Source organism: Bacillus sp. LNXM12-1 (genome assembly GCF_003004375.1).
In the GTDB taxonomy this organism is placed as follows: domain Bacteria; phylum Bacillota; class Bacilli; order Bacillales; family Bacillaceae; genus Bacillus.
In genome coordinates this window covers 325,866-350,832 of sequence record NZ_PVWX01000004.1, presented here as the reverse complement: position 1 = coordinate 350,832, position 24,967 = coordinate 325,866, and the positions used below count along the sequence as shown (strand labels likewise).

The window sequence follows — 24,967 nt, the reverse complement described above, 5'->3', positions numbered from 1 at the left end:
ACTTGTACGCTGAGTAGGGTTTTTTATTGAAGAAATAATTGGAAACACAAAAAAACAGGCTCTCTACAGAGAACCTGTTTTTAAAAATGAAGATTAAGCAGTTTTTTGAACGTTAGCAGCTTGAGCTCCACGAGAACCTTGCTCTACGTCAAATGTTACTTTTTGACCTTCGTCTAAAGATTTGAATCCGTCACCTTGGATAGCTGAGAAATGTACGAATACATCGTCGCCTTCTTCACGTTCGATAAATCCAAAACCTTTTTCTGCGTTAAACCATTTTACTGTACCTTGTTCCATGTTTGTTGCCTCCTAGTGCGTTTACCACACAATGTATTATACTATCCTTGCCCAAAGTATCCTCAAGACGAAAAGTCTTTCTTCATGCTATCCTTTACGCCGAACAAAAATAATTATTCTTATTGTAACATGAATCGGAAATAATTGCAATTTTTAAATGTGTAAGGTCAAAAAATTGAGAATAGCTATTATAAAAAGTATTATAAAAAATTTGAGTTTAACATATCTTCTTTTTTAGATAACTATCCAACTTGTGCTAATGAAGATGTCCTTGATACTTGGAGCATTGATAGGAGGATGACTAACACATAGTTATTATATTAAGCGCTTCTTTACTACTTTGCAGCGTATTAATGGCTACGTTCTAAAACTTTGCTTTTCGAAAAACTACCCCTACAAGCACAATACGTTATCAAAGATTTAGTCATCCACAACAGAAAACTTAAAAAAGAAAGCCCTTTTCCTCGAATAAGGATAGAGCTTTCTAAAGTTTTTTATTTATTCAGTTAAGATTTAACTTCTTTATTTTTATCAATAGATAAGGTTACTATAACGCTAAATATGCTAATTAAAGTTCCTGCAATAGAAACAACAATAGTCAAAAAGCCGTTCGGAATAAAAAACCCTATTGGAATGAGCCCCAGAAAGGAAAGAACAATAAAACATTGGTATACACCAGATATAACCCTTACAACAAAATTACTAAAAAAAGACATAATTAACGGCGGAATGAATAAAAATGCAACTATTCCCATTGATATCATTAAGATACGAGGTTCATCAAATGAAATGACATTATCCCCAGGAGAATTTTTGGCAGCTACTAGCACTAATACTATGGACATAATTAATGTGAGCAAAATCAAAAAAAACCTTTTTAACATTATCATAACTCCTTTTTCGATAAATACTTGAAAAACCATAACCATTTTATGTTATTTAATTGAAGTATATGCAGTCAATTAGCAGAAATAATCTTATTACTTTATATCTTAAGGTTACACTAAACTTTTTATCTTCCTTAATACATTTAACATAAATGATCCAAATGTTAATTAAAATCAATCATAAAGAGATACAAAAATTTATTTAGTCAACCAATTTTTGGGCTGACACAAATCGCCTGTATTTATCATGGTTACGCATTAATTGGTCATGAGTTCCTTTACCAGTAATTACTCCTTGGTCTAAGAATATGATCTGATCTGCTTTTTTAATAGTTGCTAATCTGTGAGCTATTATTACTGTGGTTCTTTTTTTCATTAATTCTTCTAGTGAATCTTGTATTTTCCTCTCACTCTCACTATCCAAACTTGCTGTTGCTTCATCCAATAATAGGATATCAGGGTCTTTAATAAAGTTTCTTGCAATGTCAATTCGTTGACGTTGACCTCCTGACAACTTTAATCCTTTTTCTCCAATTATTGTATCATACCCTTTGTCTAACAAAGTAACAAATTCGTGGCAATTAGACAATTGAGAATATTTTATGATTTCTTCTTCACTAATTTCTTTTTTAATGCCGTACACTATATTATCTTTTATCGTGCCATTTATCATCGCGTTATTTTGCATTACGTAGCCAATTTTATTTCGCCAATCTGATAGATTAAATTCATTAATGGGTATTCCTCCAAGTGATATGCTCCCATTGCTCAAAGGCAATTCATATAATCGTGCAATTAAATTGAAAATAGTACTTTTACCAGAACCAGACGGACCTACAAAAGCAGTAACCTTTCTACTTGGGATATCAAAAGTTATTTTATTCAAAATCTGTTTATCATCAAACTTGAAACTAACGCTTGAAAATTTCAAATTTCTATTACTGAAATCAATATTTGAAACATGTCTATTAGAATCTAGTTCTTCTTTATGTTCGAGTAATATTTCGCTCAATCTCTGGCTAGCTCCTATCGCTCGTTGGTAATCCGTAAGTAGGGTTGAAAAATTAGTAAGAGGGCCAGATAATTGTATTACATAGAAAATCATAGCTACTAGAGTACCTGCAGATATTGCCCCCGTTGAAACCCTTATACCACCAAATCCCAGAATAATTCCTATAGTCAGTAAAAGAATAAAGCTAGTTAATGGTTGTATAATTGAAATGATTTTGGCTTCTTTTAACCCTAATTTATATATTTCAAAAAGATTACTATGAGCATTTTTTAATTCTAAACTTTCAGTATTCGATATCTTTACTAAACGTATTTCGGTTAAGACACGACCTAATAATCCGCTAAAGCTAGCTGCTTCTGATTGTGCTGCTTTTGAGATTTTTCTCACCATTCCCCCTAAAGGTATAATTATGGCTAAAAATATAGGCACTATAATAAGTGTTATTAGAGTCATTTGCCAATCCATTCTCAATAAGATAATAATAGAGCCTAAAACAGTTATTATAGAAGGGATTATATTCGGTAATTTTTGAGATACAAAAGCGTTGATAACATTAGTATCTTCTGTGATACGACTCATTATTGAACCACTCTCATTATTATCAAAGAAAGGGATTTTTAATTTTATTATATGCTCCCACAGCATATAACGAATTGCCATAATCATTTTTTCTCCAATTTTACTGAGCAAATATAAACCAATACCACTCAAGACCGCATTTATTAGAAACATACATAAAAAAAGCGCTATAAATCCCAAATTAAAAGTGTTCTCAGAAAATTTATCAACAACTTTACCAGTAAATAGAGGTATAAACAAACCACTAATACTCCCTACAGATGAAATAGTTATAGCAAATAAAATTAATAATAATGGCAGTTTTATTTTACGTAATAAAAAGAATAAGGGATTTTTAGGTTTCATAATAATATCCTTTCTGCTATAGACTATCCACATTCACCACAAAGTATCTATCTTACATTTCAATCAAAAGTCATAAATAAAAAATTAAGAGTTAGACTCATATATATTAATGTTCATCACAGGTAGCTCCATATAATTAGTATTTTTTATATTACGATTAACTATCCTAATGAACCAGAACCAGAAAATATATCATTTGATAAATGATACCTCAAACCCAGATGTGTATATTTCTTTTCAATAGAATATGTATATATTTCTAACGTCTTTATGTAATGGCCATTTGTACTATGACTATAATCTTGATCAATATATTATCACGTAGTTCCTCTAAACAAACCACAATTATAAAAATATATTGTCTAATGTTGCCTGGAAGAACTCATAAAATTGTTTGACGAGATACAATATTTAAAGTATCTTAAATCCATATTTACAATCGGTCAACAGGTTAATTATTGCGTAAATCTGCACTGATGATGCTTACAGGAAGGTTGATTAAACAGAAGTTATACTAGCTGAAGATATAAGAGATTGACCTTCAATAGTTACTGTTGTTCCTACAGTATATAACGAACGAATATCTGAATTTTGAAACTTTACGATATTTCCAATTTTCTCTTTTTTGATATTTATGCCAACTTCTTTTTTGAATAGTATAAAGAAAGAGAGGAGACTTACCTCTCTTTTGTTAAGATAATTTTTCCGAAAATTTATTAGTTACCACAGAAATACAAACTTATTGTGCTGATCTTATCGCAACCTAAACTTACCGATGACCTACCTTTTAATAGCGTAACCTCTTTATCAAGTGCTTTGTGCTGAAGTAATAGTAGCTTTTTCATTGTTTCATCCCCTTTAAGTGTAATTAGTTACCACAGAAATACAAACTTATTGTGCTGATCTTATCGCAACCTAAACTTACCGATGACTTACCTTTTAATAGCGTAACCTCTTTATCAAGTGCTTTGTGCTGAAGTAATAGTAGCTTTTTCATTGTTTCATCCCCTTTAAGTGTAATTAGTTACCACAGAAATACAAACTTATTGTGCTGATCTTATCGCAACCTAAACTTACCGATGACCTACCTTTTAATAGCGTAACCTCTTTATCAAGTGCTTTGTGCTGAAGTAATAGTAGCTTTTTCATTGTTTCACCTCCTTTAAGGGTAACTTAATTAGCGCAGAGAAATAGACTCACTGTACTGATTTTGCCGCAGCCTAAACTTATTGATGACCTACCTTTTAATAGCGTAACCTCTTTATCAAGTGCTTTGTGCTGAAGTGATAATAATTTTTTCATTTATTTCACCTCCTTTATTGGACTTCTCTACTTCAAAGAGATTTAATTTATTATCTTTAGGCAACGGCAACCAACTATTCCATTTGTCATTATCTATATCAGAAAGTGCGAGAAGTAAACCACTATTCCCAGTTTGTAAGTCTAAAGATAAACGATAACCATACTCTCCTGGGCTCAAAATCCCCTCGTCTCGCTTATAAAGGAGATAATTACCAAGTGCTCTTATACTGTATTCTAACGAGCCTGAATCTAGCTCCTCACATTTCATTGCGTTAGCAAGAATAATCATTCCTCCCACACCCCGAAAGATGCCGCTAGCAAATGTGCTGTATAAGTCTGTAACATTTGCTAGCTTTTTGAACAATTCCGCATTAGTTTCTGTCATAAAATTAGGAAGATTCTTGTTGAACTCTAGCATAATTAATGCTATACCAGCTGCACCTTCTCCAAGATACGGTATTAACCTTTTATAGCCCAATGAGTGTTCTTTTATTTGTGCTAATTCTAATTTAGAATCAATTTCAATGTTTTGGCTTATTTCTTTACTAAAAATTTCACCAGCCAGTTTTATTATTCTTCTATTATCTGTCACCTTTCCTAGCATTAGAAGATATAAGCTGACTCCAGACCACCCATTTAACAAACCATATGGCATTGCATAAGGATCACTTACTGTAATGGGAGAGCCTTTTTTATAGGCATCTATTATTCTGTTTCCTATTTTTATTGAGCGATCTAGAAAATCTTTTTTCTGTGTAATGTTATAAAAAGCTAGGTAGTTCAATCCAATTCCAGCCAATCCAGAAAACAGTGTTAAATCTGAATCTTCTTTATCTGGTAAGGGTATTGTATTTAATATTTTAATTGCTTCTTCTTTATAACCAATATCGTATAATACAGTTGTAATACCAGAGACACCGTTAAATAAACCTAATGGGAAATTCTTATATTCTTCCGTGTCTACTTTTAACATTGCCTCTAATACATGATCAACCCATTGATAAACTGAATCGGAAAGAGACCCTGTCCTATCTAAAGCCATTATTCCACCAAATCCTCCATTAGCAATTGATATACTTCCTATTTTTTCAATAAATTGCCTAATATCTCCGGATATTAAACTTTTAGATTCAGGTTTTAAATTACTTATAATTCCATTCCTTAAGCCTTCTGTTATCTCTTTAATATTCTTATAGTTTATTTCCATTGGTGGTATTAATAAATTAGAAGCTTCCCTTAATTTTTTAATGGTTGGCAAGGTATTTTCTTGGATCTCTTTAATTTTGTGTAAAACTGCATCACCAAAATTCTCTCCAATCCATTTATCCTGACTTTTTTCAATATCAATTGACATATCAGATAAATTTTCTATTGGTAAAAATAAAAACCGGCAAATTCTAAGTAATGCAAACCAATCTGCTTGTTCAAAGGTTTCTGCTTGATCCGTAACATAACCCGGAGTCATTAAAGCGGGGGTGTATTTACTGTCGGGAGTTACGGCAGTTTCTAAATCTATTAGTTTTATTGAGAAATCTTCTAATATCAATACATTATTTGGCTGTAAATCTCCGAGTGCAATATTACTCTTATGAAGATCTTTTAAAGCATCCATCAACTGATCTATCACATTCAACATGCGTTCCATATAGATATCTTTATCTTCTTTATATGAAAATGGAAAGTTTTGCGATACATATTCCATAAGAGAAATCCCTGAGACATGTTCCTCAATTAAATAGTTATTTTCCCAAATTTCAAAGTAATCATGAAAATCAACTATGTAAGGCTTCTCACTTAATTGCTTTATTGTTTCAGCCTCTTTATAAATTCGTTTAAAACCATCTAGTTTCAATCGATCCAAACCCGAACCAAGCCTTCCTTCCTTCATTACAAACGTTTCCCCATTTTTTTCAACCTTATATACTCCTCCACCGTTACTGAAATGCAGTGCAGAAATAACATTATATGAATCAAACTTTGAAGTATCTTCTTTATCAAGTTCTGCGTCAACTTTTTTAGTCATCATTTGTATTTCTATGGGTTCTTCAATAAAGTCCGGAACTTCATAATATGGAGCACGAACATCTGGAATAAATGTGCCATCAGGTCGTTGAATTGCTGGAACATTTTGTCCATCTTTATTTACAGTCATAGATACAAACGCTCCAAATCGGAAAAAGACATTTGAATATTTCCAGCGCTTATCATTTAATATATAAGGGCCTTTTTTTAAGGCTTTTGTCAAATTATCTAAATCTGAGAGTAACGTTAGAAAAATTTTTTTGTTATAAGGATAAATTGTAATGAATTTACCAGAAGATGCTCTATCTCCATTTTTGGAATTTTTAAATAATAATTGCCTCTCATTAGGAACAAATTTAAAGGACACTTTATTTCTTATGAGATATGGAATGACGATATCTAAAGTCTTTTGTGCCTCATCAATATCTGTTGTAATATGTATTTTCCAACCTTGTTTTGGCATTTTTTCCTTTGTATAAATACAATACCTCCAATTAATATCCATGTTTTGTTTCCACTCTTCTTTATTTAAGGTAGGTATACTATATTTGTTTACTAATTTATTCGGTGTTACCAGTTCATAAAATAAATTACCTGGACTCATAAACTCAATGTATCTTAAATCCATTAAAATCCCTCACTTTAGGCTAGAATAATTTTCTGCTCGCTTGTCAATAACGTATTAAGTATTCTTTCTGTATCTTTAGTCCAAACAGAAGCCCAAACCATATTTTTAAAACTATTAATTTTTGCAGATGTAACACCAAACTGAAATTTTTCATTATTACTTTCAAAAAACCAAGGACCTCCAGATATTCCATGTTTAAGTTTAGAACGTATTCCAACAAGCTGTTCATCTGTAAAAAGTGTTAAATCTAAATCACCTTTGGAATATTTCTTCTGAGATTTAAAAAGTGAGATGGGGTAACCAGCTAATGTAACCACCCTATTATGCACTTCGATATCCTCACTAAAATCAAACTTAGGGATAAAAGCAACCTTCTTCATTTCTTGAGTCAAATTAACTCTTCCAAAGGCATAATCATAAGTTAACCTATGAGTACTAATCCATTTTTCAGGTATTACTAAATTTTGCACTTCATAAGACTGTTTTTCCCCTTGTTTCTCTACTTCTATTGATATGTTATTAGCTAATTCATTACTCCCCAGGTCGTATAGACAGTGAGCTGCAGTAGCAATAAAGTATTCACCTTTGTATATGATAATAGATGCGCTAGCTAATGATTTCGCTTGTGATTCACCTAATTTATAACTAAGTTTACATATATTATCCATGACTTATTACCTTTCTATGACTTTTTATACAATTTAAGTTATTTATATTGTAATACTCTATGGTAAATATTACAATAGTTAAAAGTGAATTTTCACTTTTTTTATAAAATCATAATCTAAAAGGAGGTGTTATAAATGTCCGATAAGATTTTATCATTACAAAAATTATCTACAAAAAAAAGTGACAACCCTGACAGAAAATCGGTTCTTAGCATTTTTATTTGTGAAGGTGGTAAAGGTAGCTCAGTAAGTCTATACGCTTGTACTTCTATAGTTGGTTCTTAATATAGGTTTACATTTTGTTCACTTCTTCACAATTTTTCAAAGAAATAGGAGGTGAAACATTATGAGAAAAATTCTTTCACTACAGAAGCTTTATGAAACAGATATATCTAAGAGTAATAAAAACCAATCCAATGTAAGTATTGGATGTTTAGGCAGAAGTAACATAAGTTTGTTTATTTGTTAATTAATAGTTGAGGTTATTTCATCTTGCTGTCCTTAAAATTTTTTAAGGGCAGCTTCTTTATAACCCTTTCCATTTAGGATACAAATTAATTAGTTTGTTAGTTGAGTTTTAAAACATAATATTGATCTATCCAATGAATAGATGAAATTTCTATTTGCTCCTTTCATATTCTCTCATCAACAAACAAGTTGTCCTAGTTTTACACAAGGTTTTATAGTAGCAGTTCTTAAATAGAAAATAGAGTTTAAATCAATATGTTTTCACATTTTAGGAGTTATTTGTGATAGCTTTCTTAATAAAAAAGAGCACAAAAAAACCAAAGGTCTACAACCTTTGGTTTCTTAGATGCGGCCGAGAGGACTTGAACCTCCACGGGTTATTCACCCACTAGGCCCTCAACCTAGCGCGTCTGCCATTCCGCCACGACCGCGTGTATGATGTGCTCTTATATTCATAAGTGCACTGTTTGAAAAAACAATGCGGGTGAAGGGACTTGAACCCCCACGTCATAAAGACACTAGATCCTAAGTCTAGCGCGTCTGCCAATTCCGCCACACCCGCGTGACAATGGTGAGCCATGAAGGACTCGAACCTTCGACCCTCTGATTAAAAGTCAGATGCTCTACCAACTGAGCTAATGGCTCATCTGCTATGCAGAAAAACATATATAAAAAATGGCTGGGCTAGCTGGATTCGAACCAACGCATGACGGAGTCAAAGTCCGTTGCCTTACCGCTTGGCTATAGCCCAACGAATCAAAAAACAAAACATGACCCGTACGGGATTCGAACCCGTGTTACCGCCGTGAAAGGGCGGTGTCTTAACCGCTTGACCAACGGGCCATAAAATAATGGCGGAGAAGGAGGGATTTGAACCCTCGCGCCGCTTACGCGACCTACACCCTTAGCAGGGGCGCCTCTTCAGCCACTTGAGTACTTCTCCATTATGGCTCCGCAGGTAGGACTCGAACCTACGACCGATCGGTTAACAGCCGATAGCTCTACCACTGAGCTACTGCGGAATAATAAGACATGTTTCATTATATATATGCCAGAAAAATGTGTCAAGAATTTTTAAGCGTTTCATTCCTGGCCCATTTGCGACGGCTTTTATAATTTAACATATACTAATATAACAGTCAAGCCTTTTTCCATGCCATTTGTTTAACTTGGCAGAAAGCCCCCGACCTCTTCACGTAGACCAAGGGCCTTGATGCAGCCTTCCTCAGGAGACTAAGACAGCTTAAACTTTCGCATCCACTTATAAAAAGTACTTCTTGGCACCCCTGCTAACTTCGCTGCTTCTGACACATGACCTTTTGTTTTATGCAGTGCTTCTATCACTGTTTGCTTTTGAATGCGCTCCCTAAACGTGAGTTCTTTTGGAATCTCGGTACACTCTGCTGGATGCAGCTTCTGCTTTTTCTGATCAATCGTCTCTAATACTGAAGCATATTGCGATTCACCAATCCATCCGCCTTTCGGAAAGAGGACCCTTAGATGTTCAAACAGATTAAAAAGCTCTCGTATGTTTCCCGGCCAGTGGTATTCCTGCAATGTCTGAAAAAATGATTCAGGAAATACCGCATTCCAGTGGTACTTCTTTTGGTAATAACGATATAAATCACGAATGTCTTCTTTTCTTTCTCTAAGCGGCGGGATGTTGATCGGATAGACATGAAGACGGTAATACAAGTCTTCTCGTATTTTTCCTTCCTTCAGTAGTTCATTCATATTACGGTGAGTCGCTGTAATGATTCGAATATCCAAAGGGATTTCGTGTGTCCCGCCGAGCGGTACGACTTTTCTTTCTTCTATCACCCGAAGAAGTGCTACTTGCATCGCATATGGGATTTCGCCAATTTCGTCTAAAAAGAGTGTTCCTTTATGAGCTTGTTCAAACTTCCCTTTAGCTCCGTGACGTTTTGCTCCTGTAAAAGCCCCTTCAGCATAGCCAAATAATTCGCTTTCTAACAGGCTTTCAGGAATGGCTCCGCAATTAACAGCAATAAACGGTCCTCTATGCCTTTCACTGGCTGAGTGAATGGCCCTAGCGGCCAGTTCCTTCCCTGTACCTGTTTCGCCCCAAATATATACATTGGCATCTGTTTGTGCCGCTCTCTTCATCTCACTGAGCGTCTGTTGAAACACCTTACTTGTTCCAGATTCCCCGGGAAATTGAGCAAAAGAAACGGTGATGCTATTTTTCGCTGCTTCTTCAAGGGAAAGGGACATGCCCAGCATCTTTCCATCTTGCTCTGATTGAATGATCTGCGTTCCCCGGATAACAAATGGATGACCCTTAAGCCGCTCGACATCCATTCCGTACCAGTCAGAAAATCGTTCTCTAATTGACCTGCTTGCAGAAACAATTTGCTTTTTTTCATTACAGACCACATACGGTTCGTCTGCTTCCACCTGCTGGAGACAATGAGTGATCAGCTCCATCTCTCTCCTTTTTTGCTGGACTTGAATTTCTCTCTCTATGGCATAAGCAACTGTTGAAGCCATTCCAAGCATAAAAGGGTGCTTGTTATCCGCCATACAGGAGATATCAATCACCCCTATGATCGTACCGTCTGCATCACGAATAGGAGCGGCTGAACAACTCCAATGATGAGAGGCGACAGAAAAATGCTCAGTTCCGTTGATCGTCACAGCTTCCCCGATGACGAGTGCCGTTCCAATAGCGTTCGTGCCTACATCTGTTTCGGTCCAGCGCGACCCCTCCATAAAATTAATTTTTCTTGCTTCTACCATCGTTCTTTGGCTTCCTGTCAGACTTAGCACATAACCGTCTGCATCGATAAGTAAGGCCAGCATGTCAGATTCTTTTAATTGCTGACTGATTTTATTTAAGTAAGGAAGAGCAGCATTGAGGAATAATGAGTATTTCTTTTTTTGGGCACTGAATAATTCCTTTTCTAACAACGACTGTCCTTTATCTAAATACGGATTAACATTTGCCTGTTTACACCTGTGCCATGATTCCATCACTCTCTTATTCAGACGAGACTGATCAAGCAAACCTTCACGAACAAAACGTTTCCACGTATTTAAATAACAAGGCGTCGGATTCATTCCATCCTCTCCTCTGGGGGCTTTTTATTCATTATAGATAATTATAAAAGCGCTTTCAATTAACATTGGCTAACCCAAGAAGTCAATCGGATAGAAATAGAGTCTTTTTCAGCAGTGCACCGCTCGTCCCATTGTTTGCAGCAAGGCTTCGTGTATCGCCTCTGAAAGTGTCGGATGTGCCGCAATAAACTGCTCTAATGTATCAGCGGTCAGCTCTGTATGCATCATCACCGCCGCTTGTCCAATCAGTTCTGTTGCATTCGGTCCAATGATTGATACACCTAAAATTTCTTGATATTGCGGTTCTACAATGACCTTTACTTGACCGGCTGGTTGATTTAATATTAACGCTTTTCCATTTGCAGAAAATGCACATGTCCCTATCCGAATCTCCTCATATTGTTTTCTAGCACTCTCTTCATTTAAACCAACACTGGCGATTTCTGGAGAGGTGTAGAGGCATCTTGGAATCACTTGTTCATTGACTTTTACATGTTCACCTGATGCATGGGATGCCGCAACCGTTCCTTCATGAAAAGCAGTATGAGCAAGCTGGACCCCACCTGTCACATCACCGCACGCATAGATATGCGGGAGATTGGTTTGCATATGTTCATTGACGTAGATTCCGTTTCTGTCAAATTCAATGCCGACCTGATCAAGATTCAACTCTCCAAGCTGCGGAGTTCTGCCAATTGCCACTAAGCAACGATCAGACTGGATTTCACACTGCTCTCCTTGATTTTTCTCTACCACTACTTTTCTTGAAGAAGAATCAAGCTGTTTGACTGCGGCGGACGTCAAAATGTCTACCCCCGTTTCTTCAAGTTGCTCGTGAAGACATTGTGCTATATCACGATCTTCTTCAGGTAAGATGTGCACTGCTCGCTCAACCATGACAACTTTTGTCCCCATTCTGCTAAATATGCTTGCAAACTCACAGCCGATCACCCCTCCCCCAATAATACAAAGCGAATCTGGTATCGAAGAAAGTGACATGGCATCCTTGCTGTGAATGATCCATTCCCCATCAAAAGGTGCAAAAGGTAAAGCAGCAGGCGCTGCCCCTGATGCAATAATGATTTGTTTTGCTTGAATGATTTCAGACTTCCCTTCACTTTCTACCAATAGCTCGTGTGCCGATAGAAATGACGCCTTCCCATTCAACACGCTGATTTTGTTTTTATTCATCAAGTAGCGAACGCCATCAGTTAGTTGCTTGACGACAGACTGTTTCCGTTTTTGAACGGCATCCCATTGGATGACAGGCTCATGTTCTGGAAGCTCAATTCCAAAATGTACAGCCGATTTCACATGCTCAAACATATCGGCGCTTTGCAAAAGCGCTTTCGTCGGAATACAGCCTTCATTGAGGCAGGTACCCCCCAGCTGACCTTGATCAATTAACACAACCTCCCTGCCAAAACGGGCGGCTGTTATGGCCGCCACATAACCTGCTGGTCCGCCTCCTATAATGACCAGTGTCATGATACGTTCACCTTCTTCCTATAAAAGAATGGATATTGGTTCTTCTAAATATGCTTTGACCGTTGATAAAAATGCGGATGCCGGCGCTCCGTCCAGCACGCGGTGATCAAACGTAAGACTGAGTGGCAGGATGGTCCCTTTGCACAATTCATCCTCTCGATAAACAGGGGTTTCATACATTGTTCCGACGCCAAGGATACCGGCTTCCGGCGGATTCAAAATCGGAGTGAAATGCTCTACACCATATGCACCTAGGTTGGTGATCGTAAAGGTAGAGCCTTCGATTTCATCGTGAAGAAGTTTGCCTTCACGTGCTTTTTTGCCATACAATTTGATGGTCTTCGCTAGCTCAATGAGCGCTAGTCTCTCCGCATGTCGAATAACTGGCACAGCTAAGCCGTTTTCTAAAGCAGCAGCTATCCCAAGATGAACATACTCAAAAGTTTCCACTCTTTCATTTTGATATTGACTGTTCATCGCAGGGTGTTTGAGTAATGAAAGGATCGTTGCTTTGGCTACAAAATCGGTCATGGTCAATTTTGTCTCGTGACGGGCTATGGCTGTTTCATTCAGCTGTTGTTGTAAGTTTGTAAGTTTTGTCACGTCCGCTTTCATCGTAATGGTTAATTGTGCACTTGTTTGCAGGCTTTCCATCATTCTTGAGGCAATTGTTTTCCGCATCGTGTTAACAGGTTGATGCTCTGTCTCATTTTGTTTTTTCTCTGCCCGTTCTGGAAGCGCATGAAGCACATCCGCTTTCGTAATTCTTCCCCCCGGTCCTGTCCCCACCAGCGTATCAATGTCTAGGTTTACGCTATTCGCAATTTTACGAGCAACAGGGGAGATTTTCTTTCTCTCTTTCTTTGGTTTTGACTGGACATCTCTTTCTTTCTTTTCCTCCACCTGTTCATTTCCTTCACCGATATAGCAAATGACCGTGCCAGGCGGTACACCTTCTCCCTCAGACACTTTTATATCCAATATGGTTCCTTCAGCAGGTGATTCGATCTCCATTTCAATTTTTTCGGAGTTGATGCTTGCAATGCTTTCCCCTTTATTTACGGTCTCACCGACCTCCTTATTCCAGACAGATACCGTTCCTTCTTTCATCGACATACCCAATTTAGGCATCACAACTTCGACAGCCATCTCCCTCTCTCCTTTCTTTAGTTCAAGATCTTGTCATGACTCTTGCCAATCATCTCTAATACGGTGTTCACAATCTTATCAGGTGTCGGCAGATATATATCTTCAAGAGGTGGTGAAAATGGTACTGGTGTATGAGGAGCCGTCACTTTTTTGATTGGAGCGTCAAGTAAATCGAATCCTTTATCTGCAATCAAAGAAGAGATATCTGCGGCAATTCCGCACCTTGGATTTGCTTCATCCACAATGACAAGCCGATTTGTTTTTTCTACCGAAGTCAGAATGGCCTCTTCATCGAGCGGCGACAAGCTTCTTGGATCAATCACTTCCGCTTCAATACCTTGAGCAGCTAACTCTTCTGCCGCTTCGAGTGCTGTATGCACTTGTTTGCCTACTGCAAAGATGGTTACATCAGAACCCTCTCTCTTCACATCTGCTTTACCAAGCGGCAATGTGTAATACCTCTCCGGCACATCTCCTGTGATATTGTAAAGCGTCTTGTCTTCAAAAAAGATGACAGGGTCCTGATCCTCGATGGCTGCCAGCAGCAGCCCTTTGGCATCATAAGGTGAAGAAGGCACAACTACTTTCAATCCAGGGATGCTTGTAAATAGCGCATACAAACTTTGCGAATGCTGGGCAGCTGCTCTAAAACCCGCCCCATGTGTCGTTCTAATCGTGATCGGCACCTCTGCTTTTCCGCCAAACATGTATCGAAATTTTGCTCCTTGATTCAGCACTTGGTCCAGACAAGTACCGATAAAATCATTAAACATAAGTTCCGCAATTGGTCTTAGCCCTGTTGAAGCAGCTGCCATGGCCGCGCCTACATAGCCAGCTTCACTAATCGGTGTGTCTAGGACACGCTCACGTCCAAACTCCTGGACGATTCCTTTGGTTACTCCAAGAACTCCGCCCCATGCTTCATCATCCTGTAAGTGATCTACATGAGCGCCTCCCGCAACATCTTCCCCCATTAAAATGACATCTTCGTCTCTTCTCATTGCCAGTTTAATCGCTTCATTCAAAGCACTAGACATGCTGATTTCTCTTGTCATTTTCCTCTCCCCTTTCTGATTTATTGATACGAAACATACACATCGGTCAGTAATTCGGTATGATCTGGATATTCACTTTCTTCACTGAATCTAACGGCTTCATCTATCGCTTCTGCTACAGCCGCTTCAATACTTGATATCTCCTGATTCGTCAGCAGCTGCTTCTTTAATAATTCATTTTTAAAAAGAGCGATGGCATCTTTCTCTTCTTGGTGTTCTGCTTTTTCTTGATTTGTTTTGTAGCGCTGGGCATCTCCTTCAAAATGTCCATAATTCCGATATGTCATGCATTCAATCAATGTCGGACCTTCTCCATTTTTTGCTCGTTCTATCGCTTGTTCTGCTGCTTGATAAACGGCTGTCACATCTTTTCCATCTACTTGAATACCCGGAATGCCATAACTGGCGGCTCGATCCACGATCGATTTGCAGCTTGAAGCATAGGAAAATGGCGTCGCTTCCCCGTAACCATTGTTTTCTGCGATGAAAATGACAGGCAGTTTCCAGATGGCGGCGAGATTGATTCCTTCGTGAAAAGTCCCTTGATTGTTTGCACCATCCCCAAAAAAGCAAACGCTTACATTGTTTGTCTTTTTATATTTAGCCGTGAGGGCTGCCCCGCACGCAAGTGGAAAGCCGCCTCCAACAATTCCGTTGGCACCGAGCATTCCTTTATCAAAATCTGCAATGTGCATGGATCCACCTTTTCCTTTACAAAGACCTGTGGCTTTTCCATAGATTTCTGCCATCATTCCTTTTAGATCACAGCCCTTAGCGATACAATGGCCGTGGCCGCGGTGTGTACTTGTAATACTGTCTTGTTCATTCAGATGAGCGCAGACTCCTACAGCAACAGCTTCTTCGCCAGCATAAAGATGGACAAAACCTGGTAAGATCCCTTTTGTAAAAAGCGTGTGTACTTGATCTTCAAATTGGCGGATTTCCTGCATTTTTTGATACATCCAAACGGCTTTTTCTTTTGTGAGTGCCATTTCCATATGGTAAAACCTCCTATCTTTTTTTGCTTGCACTTATATACAAGCAAAAAACGTGCCAACATCATGGCACTTGAAAACTTAGGTTTTGAACGATTCACACCGATCAAAAAAGAGACAAAATGAGACTTGCGTCTCTTTTTGTCTCAATATGTCTACTTCATCTCCTACATATCACGATGATCAGTTCCATTGGCCACAAAAAAAGCATCCCATAAAGGAATGCTTTTCATTCTGTATCGATTGTACGCTGCCATTTTAATTTTCCTTTGCAGACGCCGCATACATAGCGAGAGGTATCAAATCGTCTTTTCCTGATAAAATACTGACCGCATCCTGTGCAGACATATTCATGACGTTTCTGTACACGCCGTTTATTTTGTACCGTCTTTAGCGGTGTACAAAAACGCGGGGCTCCTACTTGTTCTAATAACTCTTTAAAGGAACGGTCACGATGCTGATAGCCCTTCCCCTCAAGGTGCAGATGATAATGACACAGTTCATGCTTAATGATACCGATCAATTCGTCTCTTCCATGCTCCTCTAAATATCGGCGATTTAACTCAATATTGTGTGTACCAAGCAAATATCTTCCGCCTGACGTTTTGAGACGGTCATTAAAAACAGCTTGATGGCGGAATGCCTTACCAAAGAACTGCTCAGAAATATGCTCTGTTAACTGCTGTAACTCCCTCTCCTTCAATCAAGATCGTTCCTTTCTATAAAAACCTCGAACGGGACAATTTCCCCTTTGCATACATTGAAGGTACACCCACTGTTTCGATCAAAGGAGGAATGGGCGATGCCCAACTGGCTGAAAAATCAGATGCAGAAGGCATTTTTTGAAAAAAATCATTACCAAATCAAATTGCTGAATCAATGCTGGTACTTCTACAGAAAAAAACATTCAGTCACATCAAGGCACACCCCATCCTAAGGTGCGCCTCGTTTTTTGTTTACTCTGGTTTCAGCATGGAGAGGGCAACGCGGCCTTTTGCCTGATCAACGGAGTCCACCCATACAGTTACAATGTCACCAACTGATACAACGTCAAGCGGATGCTTCACAAAACGGTTGCTTAGCTTTGAAATATGTACAAGCCCGTCCTGCTTTACACCAATATCAACGAATGCGCCGAAGTCTACGACGTTTCTCACCGTTCCTTGCAGCTCCATTCCTTGCTTCAAGTCCTCCAATTTCAACACATCTGTTTTCAAAAGAGGTTTTGGGACTTCATCGCGCGGATCACGCTCAGGTCTTGTCAGCTGATCGATGATATCCTGAAGTGTAATGATACCAATATCAAGCTGCTCTGCTGCTTCGTCCAGTTTGACCTCTGCAATTTTCTCCTTTAACTGCTCTGTGCCAAGATCGTCTGGCGTCATCTTGATCATGCGTAAGAACTGTTTTGTTTCTTTATAGCTCTCTGGGTGAATGCCTGTCCGATCAAGTGGATCTTGTCCGTCTGCGATGCGCAGGAAGCCGATACACTGCTCATAAGTCTTAGCACCAAGTCTTGGAATATCCTTGAGCTCTTTTCTGCTTGTGAATCTCCCAATCTCTTCGCGGCGCTTGATGATATTTCCTGCGACAGCTTTTGAAAGACCTGACACATATTGCAGCAGCGCCTGTGAGGCCGTATTGACGTTCACACCGACTTGGTTGACGACAGTCTCCACCACGAAGGTTAACGAGCTGTTTAATTGCTTTTGGCTCACGTCATGCTGGTATTGGCCCACCCCGACAGACTTGGGATCAATTTTCACAAGCTCTGCTAAAGGATCTTGTAATCTTCTAGCAATTGATATGGCACTTCGTTCTTCGACTTGCAGGTCTGGAAACTCTTCTCGCGCCAGTGCAGACGCAGAGTATACACTTGCCCCTGCTTCATTCACGATTAAATAGGACACCGGCTGATCCAGCTCTTGAATCAGGTCTGCGATGAATTGTTCGGTCTCTCTTGAGGCTGTTCCATTTCCAATCGCAATGACTTCAATGTTTGATGATTGAATGATCTCTTTGACTTTTTGTTTGGCATCCGCTTTTTTCTGCACAGGCGGGTGCGGGTAAATGACGCCAATATGATAGACTTTGCCCGTATCATCCACGACGGCTAACTTACAGCCTGTACGAAATGCAGGGTCGACTCCTAGTACACGCTTCCCTTTCATCGGCGGCTGAAGAAGCAGTTTTCTTAAGTTTTCAGCAAAAATATGAATCGCTTGCTCTTCTGCCTTTTCTGTCAGCTCTTTGCGTATTTCTCGTTCGATTGAAGGCTGAATGAGGCGCTTATAGGCATCATCAATTGCCGCTTCAATAAACGGTCTCGCCGTCGTCTGCTTGCCTTTTATGACTTGCTTATCGAGATAGAAACGAATATTTTCAGCAGGTGGTTCGATGGCTGCCTTTAAGATGCCTTCTTTCTCTCCACGATTGACCGCTAGTACACGGTGGGGCACTATCTTTTTGATGGGCTCTTCATAATCGTAATACATTTCATAGACGTTTTTCTCATCGCTCTCGATGTCTTTTCCTGATGTGACCAGACTGCCCTTTTGGTACGTTTCACTGCGAATCCATTTCCGCATATCAGGATCATCAGCCAGCTGTTCAGCAATGATGTGCTGCGCGCCTTCAAGTGCCTCGTCTACACTTCTTACTTCCTTTTCTTCGTTGATAAAAGAAGCAGCCTTCTTCTCGATCTCATCGCTTGGCAGCGCGAGTACATATTCCGCCAGCGGCTCGAGCCCTTTTGCTTTGGCTACATTCGCCTTTGTTTTACGTTTTTGTTTGAATGGCCGGTATAAATCTTCGACCTCTTGCAGTTTATGAGCTTGTTCAATTTTTTGTTTTAATTCATCCGTCAGTTTGTCTTGTTCAGCGATTAAGCGAATGACTTCTTCTTTTCGGTTCATGACATTTTGGATATATGTATAGCGCTCTGAAATGGTTTGAATTTGCACCTCATCCAGTGAGCCTGTCTGCTCTTTCCGGTAACGGGCAATAAACGGGACGGTGTTGCCATCCTCTAAGAGCTTGATGACACTTTCAATTTGTTTTGTTAAAAGCTTTAATTCTGTTGCAATTTGTTTCAATAAAAAGTCAGATGTCTTCATACTTTGCATCCTCTCACTGTGTCTTCTCTTTTAGTGTATCAAAAAAACCGGCAAAACAGAAAAAAGGTCAGCTATTTTACATGAGCTGACCAAGTACATAGGTGAGATCGTCTTTCTTGTCTTGTGTGTATGTTTCAAGCTGTTTGGCAATGTCTGCAACTGAATGACTATGCTTTAAACACATTCTCATGTTTGGCACATTCAGTCCGTCTGAATACATAATGAATGTCGATCCTTTTTCGTAGGAATAGGTGTAAGTTTTATATTTTCTAGGTTTCCCTGATAAGTATCCTGATGTCGGAAGTGGATAAATATAGTCGCCAGAAGGGGCATTCAAGATAAACCGAATATTACCAACCGAACAATAGGTAAATTGCTGCTGGGAAAAATTCACCTTTAAGATCGCAACTGTGGCCCCGCGTTTATTTTTCATAGCCTGATTGCATCTGTCGATGAGGGTCGTCATATCCTCATGTCCATATTCTTCGACAATTTCGCTGACTAAAGAAGATGATTCATTGGCGAACTGACCGCTGCCTAATCCGTCTGCCACAGCACAAATTAGTTCTTCATCATCTGCTTTAATAAAAAAACTGTCCCCGCAGCATGATTTCCCTTCTTTATTCGATTGATAGATAATGGCATTCACATGCTCATGCTGTTCAATCTGCTTCATTACCCTAGCTCCATAGACGCATCTTCTGATAATGCATCTCGTAGCTTTTTAACTGCCTTCCGTTGCAGTCTCGATACATGCATTTGGGATATCCCGAGTAAATCGCCTGTTTCTTTCTGACTCTTATTTTGTAAATAAGTCAGATCGATAATCTCTTTTTCTCGATCTGTCAGAACATGAAGCACACTCTCAAGCATCATTTTTTGGTTTACACGTTCGTAGCCCTCTTCTTGTGAGCCGACAACGTCTAAAATGGTGACTGTACTTCCTTCAGAATCAGCCTCTACGCCTTGGTCAACAGACAGTGCTTGATAGCTTTTGCCCATCTCCATTGTTTCAAGTACTTCTTCTTCTGTCACATCTAGGTATTCTGCAATTTCTTGAACTTTAGGTGACTTTTGCGTCTCCGTTGTCAGATGATCAACTGCCATCTTGATTCTTGGTCCAAGCTCTTTTATCCGCCTTGGTACATGGACACTCCATGTTTTATCTCGTAAAAAGCGTTTGATTTCTCCGATGATGGTTGGAATGGCAAAGGCTTCAAATGATTTACCGACGAGCGGGTCATATCGCTTAATAGCGCCGAGTAAACCAATCATTCCAACTTGTCTGAGATCTTCATGAAAGCTTTTTCCTTTGGAATATTTTTTTGCCAGCATATCGACCAAGTTTGTATAGCATTCGACCAGCGTGAGCTGCGCCTGCTCATCTTGATTGGATTGATAGCTTTGGATGAGGCGATCCACTTCATCTTTAGTTAGTTTCATAGTTTTGGATGGTTGTGTCATGGTCAACTCGCTCCCTGTTTAAAAACTTTGTCATCGCAACGGTAACTCCGGAGTTTGCTTGCACCTCGACTTCATCCATCAATGTTTGCATTAAGTATAAACCAAGACCTCCTTCTGCCAATTGATCGACCGTATGAGCAGATGTGTACGGTCCTAGGTCTTCCTGCTTTTGCTTAAAGTCAAAGCTACCGCCTTTGTCCGCGACAATGATTTCTAGACGATCCTCGTAGACAAGAAAGCGAACAGCTACCTCTCCATCTTCGCCATGTTCACCTTTGTAGGCATGCTGAACTGCATTTGTACAAGCCTCACTGACGGCAATTTTTAAGTCTTCAATCTCTTCGTAAACATAGCCCATTCGACTTGCTACGCCTGAAAGAGTCAGGCGAATGATGCCTACGTATTCTGGTTTCGCTGGGATTTTCATCTCGATTAGATCTACTGATTCGTTCATTGTACCCCACCCTCTGTCTTTGCAGAAATGTCAATGATGTCCTTTAGTCCAGTAATTTCAAACAACCTTACAAGCCGATCTGACAAGTTCTCAAGCTTTAATGTTCCACCTGCTTTTTGAGCCGCTTTAAACAGCCCAACAAATACACCTAATCCTGTACTATCCATATACGTAACATCCTTCAAACAGATTTCAAGATGCTCTCCCGCCTCGGCTTTAGGCATGAGCGTTTCTCTTAGCTCAGGTGCGGAGTACACATCGATTTCTCCGCTGACACTAATTTTCGTTTTTTGATCTATTTGATGCTCTTTCACTGTCATATTCATTATGCATTCACCTCGAAATTCTTGTTTCCTAGAATTTTATATACCCGCATCTTCACTTTCTAAACCTTTCTTTTGAGCACAAGTAAAGTGAAGTCATCGTGAAGCTGAAAATCTTGCAGCTTGAGTAAGCTGGCATAGATGGCATCGACCATTTCCTGAGCTGAGTAGGATAGGTGCTCTGCTATAAGCGCTTTGATATCCTCCCGCTCTAAGAAACCGTCCTCTGACTTAGATTCTGTGACACCATCAGAGAATAAGATCACCATATCTCCTGCGTCCAAGTGCTTCTCATACTGCTTGTAGTCAAAGTCTGGTGCGATTCCAAGGACAAGTCCTCTAGCATCTAAATCGTAAAATTGATTCTCTTTTTTGCAATAGAAAAAGCCCGGCTCATGACCAGCCGATGCGTATTTAAATTCATGTGTTTCTGTATTATAGCTGCCATAGAACATGGTGATAAACATGCTTGGGTCTACGTTTTGTTCGACAACACGATTAAGGGTTTTTAGGACCTTTGTTGGGCCGCTCCCTGACTCCGGCAAGGAATCCATCGCATACTTAATCATCGACATACAGAGCGCAGCCGGGATGCCTTTCCCAATCACATCTGCGATCGCGATATTGATTGTATCGTGATCGGTGACAAAGTGAAAATAATCTCCACTCATCTGTTTTGCCGGCACACTAATGGCACCAATATCAAAGGTGTCACCTTCTGGTATTTTCGTTTCCAGAAGGGTTTGCTGAACATTTGCAGCAATTTCAATCTCTGATTTAATTTCTTGCTGGATGCCTCTGAGTGTTAAATGTTCCTGGTAGGCAAGTCCGTACCCAATCATGACTTCAATTAAGAAGTCTAGTGAATGAAAGACATCTTCCGGCAAATCAGGGTATAGCTCCTGAATCACTTTTCGGTGAACACTCACTATTTCTTCAGGAGGTATTTGATGCTCAATGGTTTTTCGGCTAAATTTTTGAGCTTGATAAAGCGATGTTTCAGTTAGATCACTGATATAACGACTGAGCAGCTGATGATACCGCTGCTCCATTACCTCCTTAAAATCCATGGTTTCCCTCCTAGCGAAGCCACTTGACAGCTTGTATCTCCGTTCCTTGTTCTTGTGTAGAATCTAATTTAAAATCATCCATCAGTCTTCTGACTCCCGGAAGACCTGCTCCGAGTCCGCCTGATGTAGAAAAACCGTCTTCCATCACTTTACGTATATCCATGATGCCAGGTCCTTCATCGGCTGCAATGATTTTGAGTCCACGCTTTCCGCGCTCCATCACTTCTTCTATACAAATCTGACCTTTACCAGCGTATAAATAGATGTTTCGTGCTAATTCAGAAATAGCCGTCGTAATTCTTGCTTGGTCAACTGTTCCAAAGCCTAATTCTTTAGCAACATTTCGTCCCAGTTGTCTTGCCGCAACTATGTCCCATTCCGTCAAAATTTTCACACAGGATTGGTCTTTCATATCTATTCCCCCAATTCCCGCTTCAATGTCTCAAGCCCTTGTTCAAGATCTAATGCTGTCTGAATTTCTTCCAGTGATATACCAAGTTCAATGAGTGTTACAGCGACTGCCGGCTGTATTCCTGTTAATACAACTTTTGCCCCCATGAGCTTTGACATCGTGATGACATCGCCTAATACTTTTGCGATAAATGAATCGATCATATCAACAGATGTTAGGTCAATGACAACGCCGTTCGCTCCTGTTTCATGAATTTTATTCAGCAAATCTTCTTGAAAGTGAAGGGCTGTTTGGTCATCAAGCTCCCACTGTATCGAAATTAGAAGACAATTATATAATTTTAAGATTGGAATCTTCGGGTGATTTCTCACTGGGTTTCCCCTCCAATGAAACAATTTTTCGATTTGTCATTTCTAAAGCAGTTTGAATTCCTTTTTGAAGGGTATTCTTTGTTGTAACTTGAGATAAATCAATTCCAAGGGTGACGATGGTTTGGGCGATTTCTGGACGAATACCGACTAATAAGCATTTTGCACCTACTAATCTCACAGCCTCTGACGCTTGAATGATATGGTGTGCCACCATTGTATCGACGACAGGTACACCGGTGATGTCGATTAAGACCACCTGTGACCGATGCTTCACAACGCCATTTAACAGATTCTCCATGATCTTCTTCGCACGGTCTGTATCAATTGTTCCGACAAGAGGCATGACAGTGATGTGCTCAAACACCGGAATCAGCGGAGCAGAAAGTTCTTGTAACGCAATTTTTTGAAGGTTGACGGTTTTCTCCCATGAGATGGAGTAGTGATTCAATATTTCGTTATGAACTGGTGAGATGAACCGATCAATTTCCCATATGAGCTCATTACTTCCTTGTTCAGTATTTTTGTCACTGTTCATTTTGTGATATAAGTGTGAACGGATTTCCGTTAGCCCTTTTGCCAGTAACTTAAGTGATATACCCATTTGTACAATTTTTAAAGCAAAAGATTGCACTTTTTCTTCAAAATCCTCAGCATTCGCCTCTGAAAGGGATGCTAGAATAAGCTGGACATATTCGGAACAAATCGTTTCATACATTTTATCGTTTAGCATCATGTCCGTTTCTTCTTCTCCGAGTCGTTTGAAGATGTCAGTCCATTCTTTTTCTAATTCCTTTTGGTGCGCTCTCGCAAAAGCTAACACGATATGATTCGACATATTTTACCCCCTACATACATAAAAAACAATAACTTTCATTCTCTCTCCATTATAGCCTTAATAAAAAATGAACACAAAAAAAAGTTGCTCACAGGAGAGCAACCAAATATCACCATATTAAAAATCAATAAGAGCCAAACTAACTTGTAAGGCTTCATCAACCTTCTCCATCATCTCATCATCAAGATGTGTGATTTTATCTGTCAATCTTTGTTTATCGATTGTACGAATCTGTTCCAAAAGAATGACAGAATCTCGTTCAAAGCCGTAGCGCTTTGCATTGATTTCGACGTGAGTCGGTAATTTCGCTTTTTGTATTTGGGCTGTTATGGCTGCAACGATAGCAGTCGGGCTGAAGCGATTTCCAATGTCATTTTGAATCACCAATACTGGGCGAACCCCGCCCTGCTCGGAGCCAACAACAGGAGATAAATCAGCAAAGTAAACATCACCGCGTTTAACAATCAAATGTTTAACCCCCGCTGACTAATCGCTCAACTGTATTCTCAGCCTCAAACTCTGCGTATTGTGCCTCTGAAGAGATATTCAGATTAATTTTCGCCATCTCCATGTAGCCGCGTCTCATCGATTCACGATTTTGTCGAATATTACGTTCACGAATATACGTTTTTGTCGCTCGGTAGATCAATTCATTTCTTGTTACCTTATCCTGCTCTGCTACTCGTTCGATCTCAGACATTAAAGTCTCCGGCAGTCGAATCTTCATTTCGTTTGTTGCGCTGGATTCAGACAAAAAACATACACCTCCACAAAACTTACGGATACCGTATCGATCCATTCCAAGACTAATCATACCATTATTCAATGCACAAGCAAAGCTGTTTTTTCATGATTTCTTATTAGAACATGAAGCGGCTCGCCACCCGTAAATCAAGATGATAATGGAGTTCCTCTTTCCCATTATACGCTTTTTTCCGAAAATCAT

29 protein-coding genes and 7 tRNA genes are annotated in these 24,967 nt (G+C 39.3%); 3 read left to right on the top strand and 33 right to left on the bottom strand.

Going from position 1 to position 24,967, the window contains the following annotated elements; translation table 11 throughout:
* Window positions 1-93: 93 nt before the first annotated feature.
* From C6Y07_RS16330 to C6Y07_RS16310, 9 genes are all read right to left on the bottom strand, one after another.
* The gene (locus C6Y07_RS16330; RefSeq protein ID WP_003214229.1) at window positions 94-297 is read right to left on the bottom strand and encodes a cold-shock protein; all 204 of its coding nucleotides are present in this window, start codon (window positions 295-297) and stop codon (window positions 94-96) included.
* Window positions 298-803: 506 nt separating this feature from the next.
* Window positions 804-1,181, bottom strand: coding sequence for a hypothetical protein (locus C6Y07_RS16325; protein ID WP_060595603.1), 378 nt, complete (start codon window positions 1,179-1,181; stop codon window positions 804-806).
* A gap of 205 nt (window positions 1,182-1,386) precedes the next feature.
* A complete protein-coding gene (locus C6Y07_RS16320; protein WP_106157060.1) occupies window positions 1,387-3,120 on the bottom strand; it encodes an ABC transporter ATP-binding protein in 1,734 nt (577 codons plus the stop codon).
* A 716-nt stretch (window positions 3,121-3,836) separates the two neighbouring features.
* The gene (locus C6Y07_RS19370) at window positions 3,837-3,965 is read right to left on the bottom strand and encodes a class III lanthipeptide (RefSeq protein ID WP_189318388.1); all 129 of its coding nucleotides are present in this window, start codon (window positions 3,963-3,965) and stop codon (window positions 3,837-3,839) included.
* A gap of 23 nt (window positions 3,966-3,988) precedes the next feature.
* Window positions 3,989-4,117, bottom strand: a complete 129-nt coding sequence (locus tag C6Y07_RS19365; protein ID WP_189318389.1) for a class III lanthipeptide — start codon at window positions 4,115-4,117, stop codon at window positions 3,989-3,991.
* A gap of 23 nt (window positions 4,118-4,140) precedes the next feature.
* On the bottom strand, window positions 4,141-4,269 hold the full coding sequence (locus C6Y07_RS19025; protein ID WP_189318388.1) for a class III lanthipeptide: 129 nt from the start codon (window positions 4,267-4,269) through the stop codon (window positions 4,141-4,143).
* 24 nt (window positions 4,270-4,293) lie between these two features.
* On the bottom strand, window positions 4,294-4,422 hold the full coding sequence (locus C6Y07_RS19360; protein WP_189318387.1) for a class III lanthipeptide: 129 nt from the start codon (window positions 4,420-4,422) through the stop codon (window positions 4,294-4,296).
* Window positions 4,385-7,072: a class III lanthionine synthetase LanKC gene (gene lanKC / locus C6Y07_RS16315; RefSeq protein WP_106157058.1), complete on the bottom strand. Its 2,688-nt coding sequence runs from the start codon at window positions 7,070-7,072 to the stop codon at window positions 4,385-4,387. The genes C6Y07_RS19360 and lanKC overlap by 38 nt, the downstream gene beginning before the upstream one ends.
* A 14-nt stretch (window positions 7,073-7,086) precedes the next feature.
* A complete protein-coding gene (locus C6Y07_RS16310) occupies window positions 7,087-7,740 on the bottom strand; it encodes a trypsin-like serine peptidase (protein ID WP_106157056.1) in 654 nt (217 codons plus the stop codon).
* A 135-nt stretch (window positions 7,741-7,875) separates the two neighbouring features.
* On the opposite strand from C6Y07_RS16310, the gene C6Y07_RS19015 reads away from it, so the two are divergent.
* Together C6Y07_RS19015 and C6Y07_RS19355 are read left to right on the top strand one after the other, a co-directional pair.
* Window positions 7,876-8,025, top strand: coding sequence for a class III lanthipeptide (locus tag C6Y07_RS19015; RefSeq protein ID WP_189318386.1), 150 nt, complete (start codon window positions 7,876-7,878; stop codon window positions 8,023-8,025).
* A gap of 61 nt (window positions 8,026-8,086) precedes the next feature.
* The gene (locus C6Y07_RS19355; RefSeq protein WP_189318385.1) at window positions 8,087-8,209 is read left to right on the top strand and encodes a class III lanthipeptide; all 123 of its coding nucleotides are present in this window, start codon (window positions 8,087-8,089) and stop codon (window positions 8,207-8,209) included.
* Window positions 8,210-8,555: 346 nt separating this feature from the next.
* Here C6Y07_RS19355 and C6Y07_RS16305 read toward each other — a convergent pair.
* From C6Y07_RS16305 to C6Y07_RS16245, 13 genes are all read right to left on the bottom strand, one after another.
* Window positions 8,556-8,639: transfer RNA gene (locus C6Y07_RS16305), tRNA-Leu, on the bottom strand.
* A gap of 48 nt (window positions 8,640-8,687) precedes the next feature.
* Window positions 8,688-8,770, bottom strand: a tRNA-Leu gene (locus C6Y07_RS16300).
* Window positions 8,771-8,777: 7 nt separating this feature from the next.
* Window positions 8,778-8,853, bottom strand: a tRNA-Lys gene (locus tag C6Y07_RS16295).
* Between the two features lie 31 nt (window positions 8,854-8,884).
* A tRNA-Gln gene (locus C6Y07_RS16290) sits at window positions 8,885-8,959 on the bottom strand.
* Between the two features lie 20 nt (window positions 8,960-8,979).
* Window positions 8,980-9,051, bottom strand: a tRNA-Glu gene (locus tag C6Y07_RS16285).
* 9 nt (window positions 9,052-9,060) lie between these two features.
* A tRNA-Ser gene (locus tag C6Y07_RS16280) sits at window positions 9,061-9,151 on the bottom strand.
* 4 nt (window positions 9,152-9,155) lie between these two features.
* Window positions 9,156-9,230: transfer RNA gene (locus tag C6Y07_RS16275), tRNA-Asn, on the bottom strand.
* Between the two features lie 211 nt (window positions 9,231-9,441).
* Window positions 9,442-11,289: a sigma-54-dependent Fis family transcriptional regulator gene (locus C6Y07_RS16270; protein ID WP_106157055.1), complete on the bottom strand. Its 1,848-nt coding sequence runs from the start codon at window positions 11,287-11,289 to the stop codon at window positions 9,442-9,444.
* 108 nt (window positions 11,290-11,397) lie between these two features.
* The gene (gene lpdA, locus C6Y07_RS16265; RefSeq protein ID WP_106048616.1) at window positions 11,398-12,777 is read right to left on the bottom strand and encodes a dihydrolipoyl dehydrogenase; all 1,380 of its coding nucleotides are present in this window, start codon (window positions 12,775-12,777) and stop codon (window positions 11,398-11,400) included.
* A gap of 18 nt (window positions 12,778-12,795) precedes the next feature.
* Entirely contained in the window at window positions 12,796-13,926 is a 1,131-nt protein-coding gene (locus C6Y07_RS16260) for a dihydrolipoamide acetyltransferase family protein (RefSeq protein ID WP_106157053.1), read from the bottom strand.
* A 17-nt stretch (window positions 13,927-13,943) separates the two neighbouring features.
* Entirely contained in the window at window positions 13,944-14,981 is a 1,038-nt protein-coding gene (locus tag C6Y07_RS16255) for an alpha-ketoacid dehydrogenase subunit beta (protein WP_066031289.1), read from the bottom strand.
* 20 nt (window positions 14,982-15,001) lie between these two features.
* The gene (locus C6Y07_RS16250) at window positions 15,002-15,979 is read right to left on the bottom strand and encodes a thiamine pyrophosphate-dependent dehydrogenase E1 component subunit alpha (protein WP_060595598.1); all 978 of its coding nucleotides are present in this window, start codon (window positions 15,977-15,979) and stop codon (window positions 15,002-15,004) included.
* A 226-nt stretch (window positions 15,980-16,205) separates the two neighbouring features.
* The gene (locus tag C6Y07_RS16245; protein WP_106157051.1) at window positions 16,206-16,679 is read right to left on the bottom strand and encodes a SprT family protein; all 474 of its coding nucleotides are present in this window, start codon (window positions 16,677-16,679) and stop codon (window positions 16,206-16,208) included.
* Window positions 16,680-16,778: 99 nt separating this feature from the next.
* On the opposite strand from C6Y07_RS16245, the gene cmpA reads away from it, so the two are divergent.
* Window positions 16,779-16,913, top strand: coding sequence for a cortex morphogenetic protein CmpA (gene cmpA, locus C6Y07_RS16240; RefSeq protein ID WP_095286213.1), 135 nt, complete (start codon window positions 16,779-16,781; stop codon window positions 16,911-16,913).
* Window positions 16,914-16,932: 19 nt separating this feature from the next.
* On the opposite strand, the gene C6Y07_RS16235 is transcribed toward cmpA, so the two are convergent.
* From C6Y07_RS16235 to C6Y07_RS16185, 11 genes are all read right to left on the bottom strand, one after another.
* Complete coding sequence (locus C6Y07_RS16235) at window positions 16,933-19,092, bottom strand: Tex family protein (protein ID WP_106157049.1); 2,160 nt, start codon at window positions 19,090-19,092, stop codon at window positions 16,933-16,935.
* A 76-nt stretch (window positions 19,093-19,168) separates the two neighbouring features.
* Window positions 19,169-19,768, bottom strand: coding sequence for a PP2C family serine/threonine-protein phosphatase (locus C6Y07_RS16230; protein ID WP_034663944.1), 600 nt, complete (start codon window positions 19,766-19,768; stop codon window positions 19,169-19,171).
* Window positions 19,768-20,556, bottom strand: a complete 789-nt coding sequence (gene sigB / locus C6Y07_RS16225) for an RNA polymerase sigma factor SigB (protein ID WP_106157047.1) — start codon at window positions 20,554-20,556, stop codon at window positions 19,768-19,770. Before sigB ends, C6Y07_RS16230 begins: the two co-directional genes overlap by 1 nt.
* On the bottom strand, window positions 20,522-21,010 hold the full coding sequence (gene rsbW / locus C6Y07_RS16220; RefSeq protein ID WP_060595595.1) for an anti-sigma B factor RsbW: 489 nt from the start codon (window positions 21,008-21,010) through the stop codon (window positions 20,522-20,524). The genes sigB and rsbW overlap by 35 nt, the downstream gene beginning before the upstream one ends.
* The gene (locus C6Y07_RS16215; protein WP_060595594.1) at window positions 21,007-21,336 is read right to left on the bottom strand and encodes an anti-sigma factor antagonist; all 330 of its coding nucleotides are present in this window, start codon (window positions 21,334-21,336) and stop codon (window positions 21,007-21,009) included. Before C6Y07_RS16215 ends, rsbW begins: the two co-directional genes overlap by 4 nt.
* A gap of 59 nt (window positions 21,337-21,395) precedes the next feature.
* Window positions 21,396-22,403 (bottom strand): PP2C family protein-serine/threonine phosphatase, encoded by a 1,008-nt coding sequence (locus C6Y07_RS16210; protein WP_060595593.1) that lies wholly within the window; start codon window positions 22,401-22,403, stop codon window positions 21,396-21,398.
* Between the two features lie 10 nt (window positions 22,404-22,413).
* Window positions 22,414-22,815, bottom strand: a complete 402-nt coding sequence (locus C6Y07_RS16205; protein WP_060595592.1) for an anti-sigma regulatory factor — start codon at window positions 22,813-22,815, stop codon at window positions 22,414-22,416.
* Window positions 22,816-22,817: 2 nt separating this feature from the next.
* Entirely contained in the window at window positions 22,818-23,186 is a 369-nt protein-coding gene (gene rsbS, locus C6Y07_RS16200) for an RsbT antagonist protein RsbS (RefSeq protein WP_003214235.1), read from the bottom strand.
* Window positions 23,146-24,021: an RsbT co-antagonist protein RsbRA gene (locus C6Y07_RS16195; RefSeq protein ID WP_045210228.1), complete on the bottom strand. Its 876-nt coding sequence runs from the start codon at window positions 24,019-24,021 to the stop codon at window positions 23,146-23,148. Before C6Y07_RS16195 ends, rsbS begins: the two co-directional genes overlap by 41 nt.
* 117 nt (window positions 24,022-24,138) lie before the next feature.
* A complete protein-coding gene (ndoA, locus tag C6Y07_RS16190; RefSeq protein WP_003214169.1) occupies window positions 24,139-24,489 on the bottom strand; it encodes a type II toxin-antitoxin system endoribonuclease NdoA in 351 nt (116 codons plus the stop codon).
* Window positions 24,490-24,493: 4 nt separating this feature from the next.
* Window positions 24,494-24,775 carry a hypothetical protein gene (locus C6Y07_RS16185; protein WP_012008995.1) on the bottom strand — a complete coding sequence of 94 codons (282 nt, stop codon included), beginning with the start codon at window positions 24,773-24,775 and terminating at the stop codon, window positions 24,494-24,496.
* Between the last annotated feature and the right edge of the window lie 192 nt (window positions 24,776-24,967).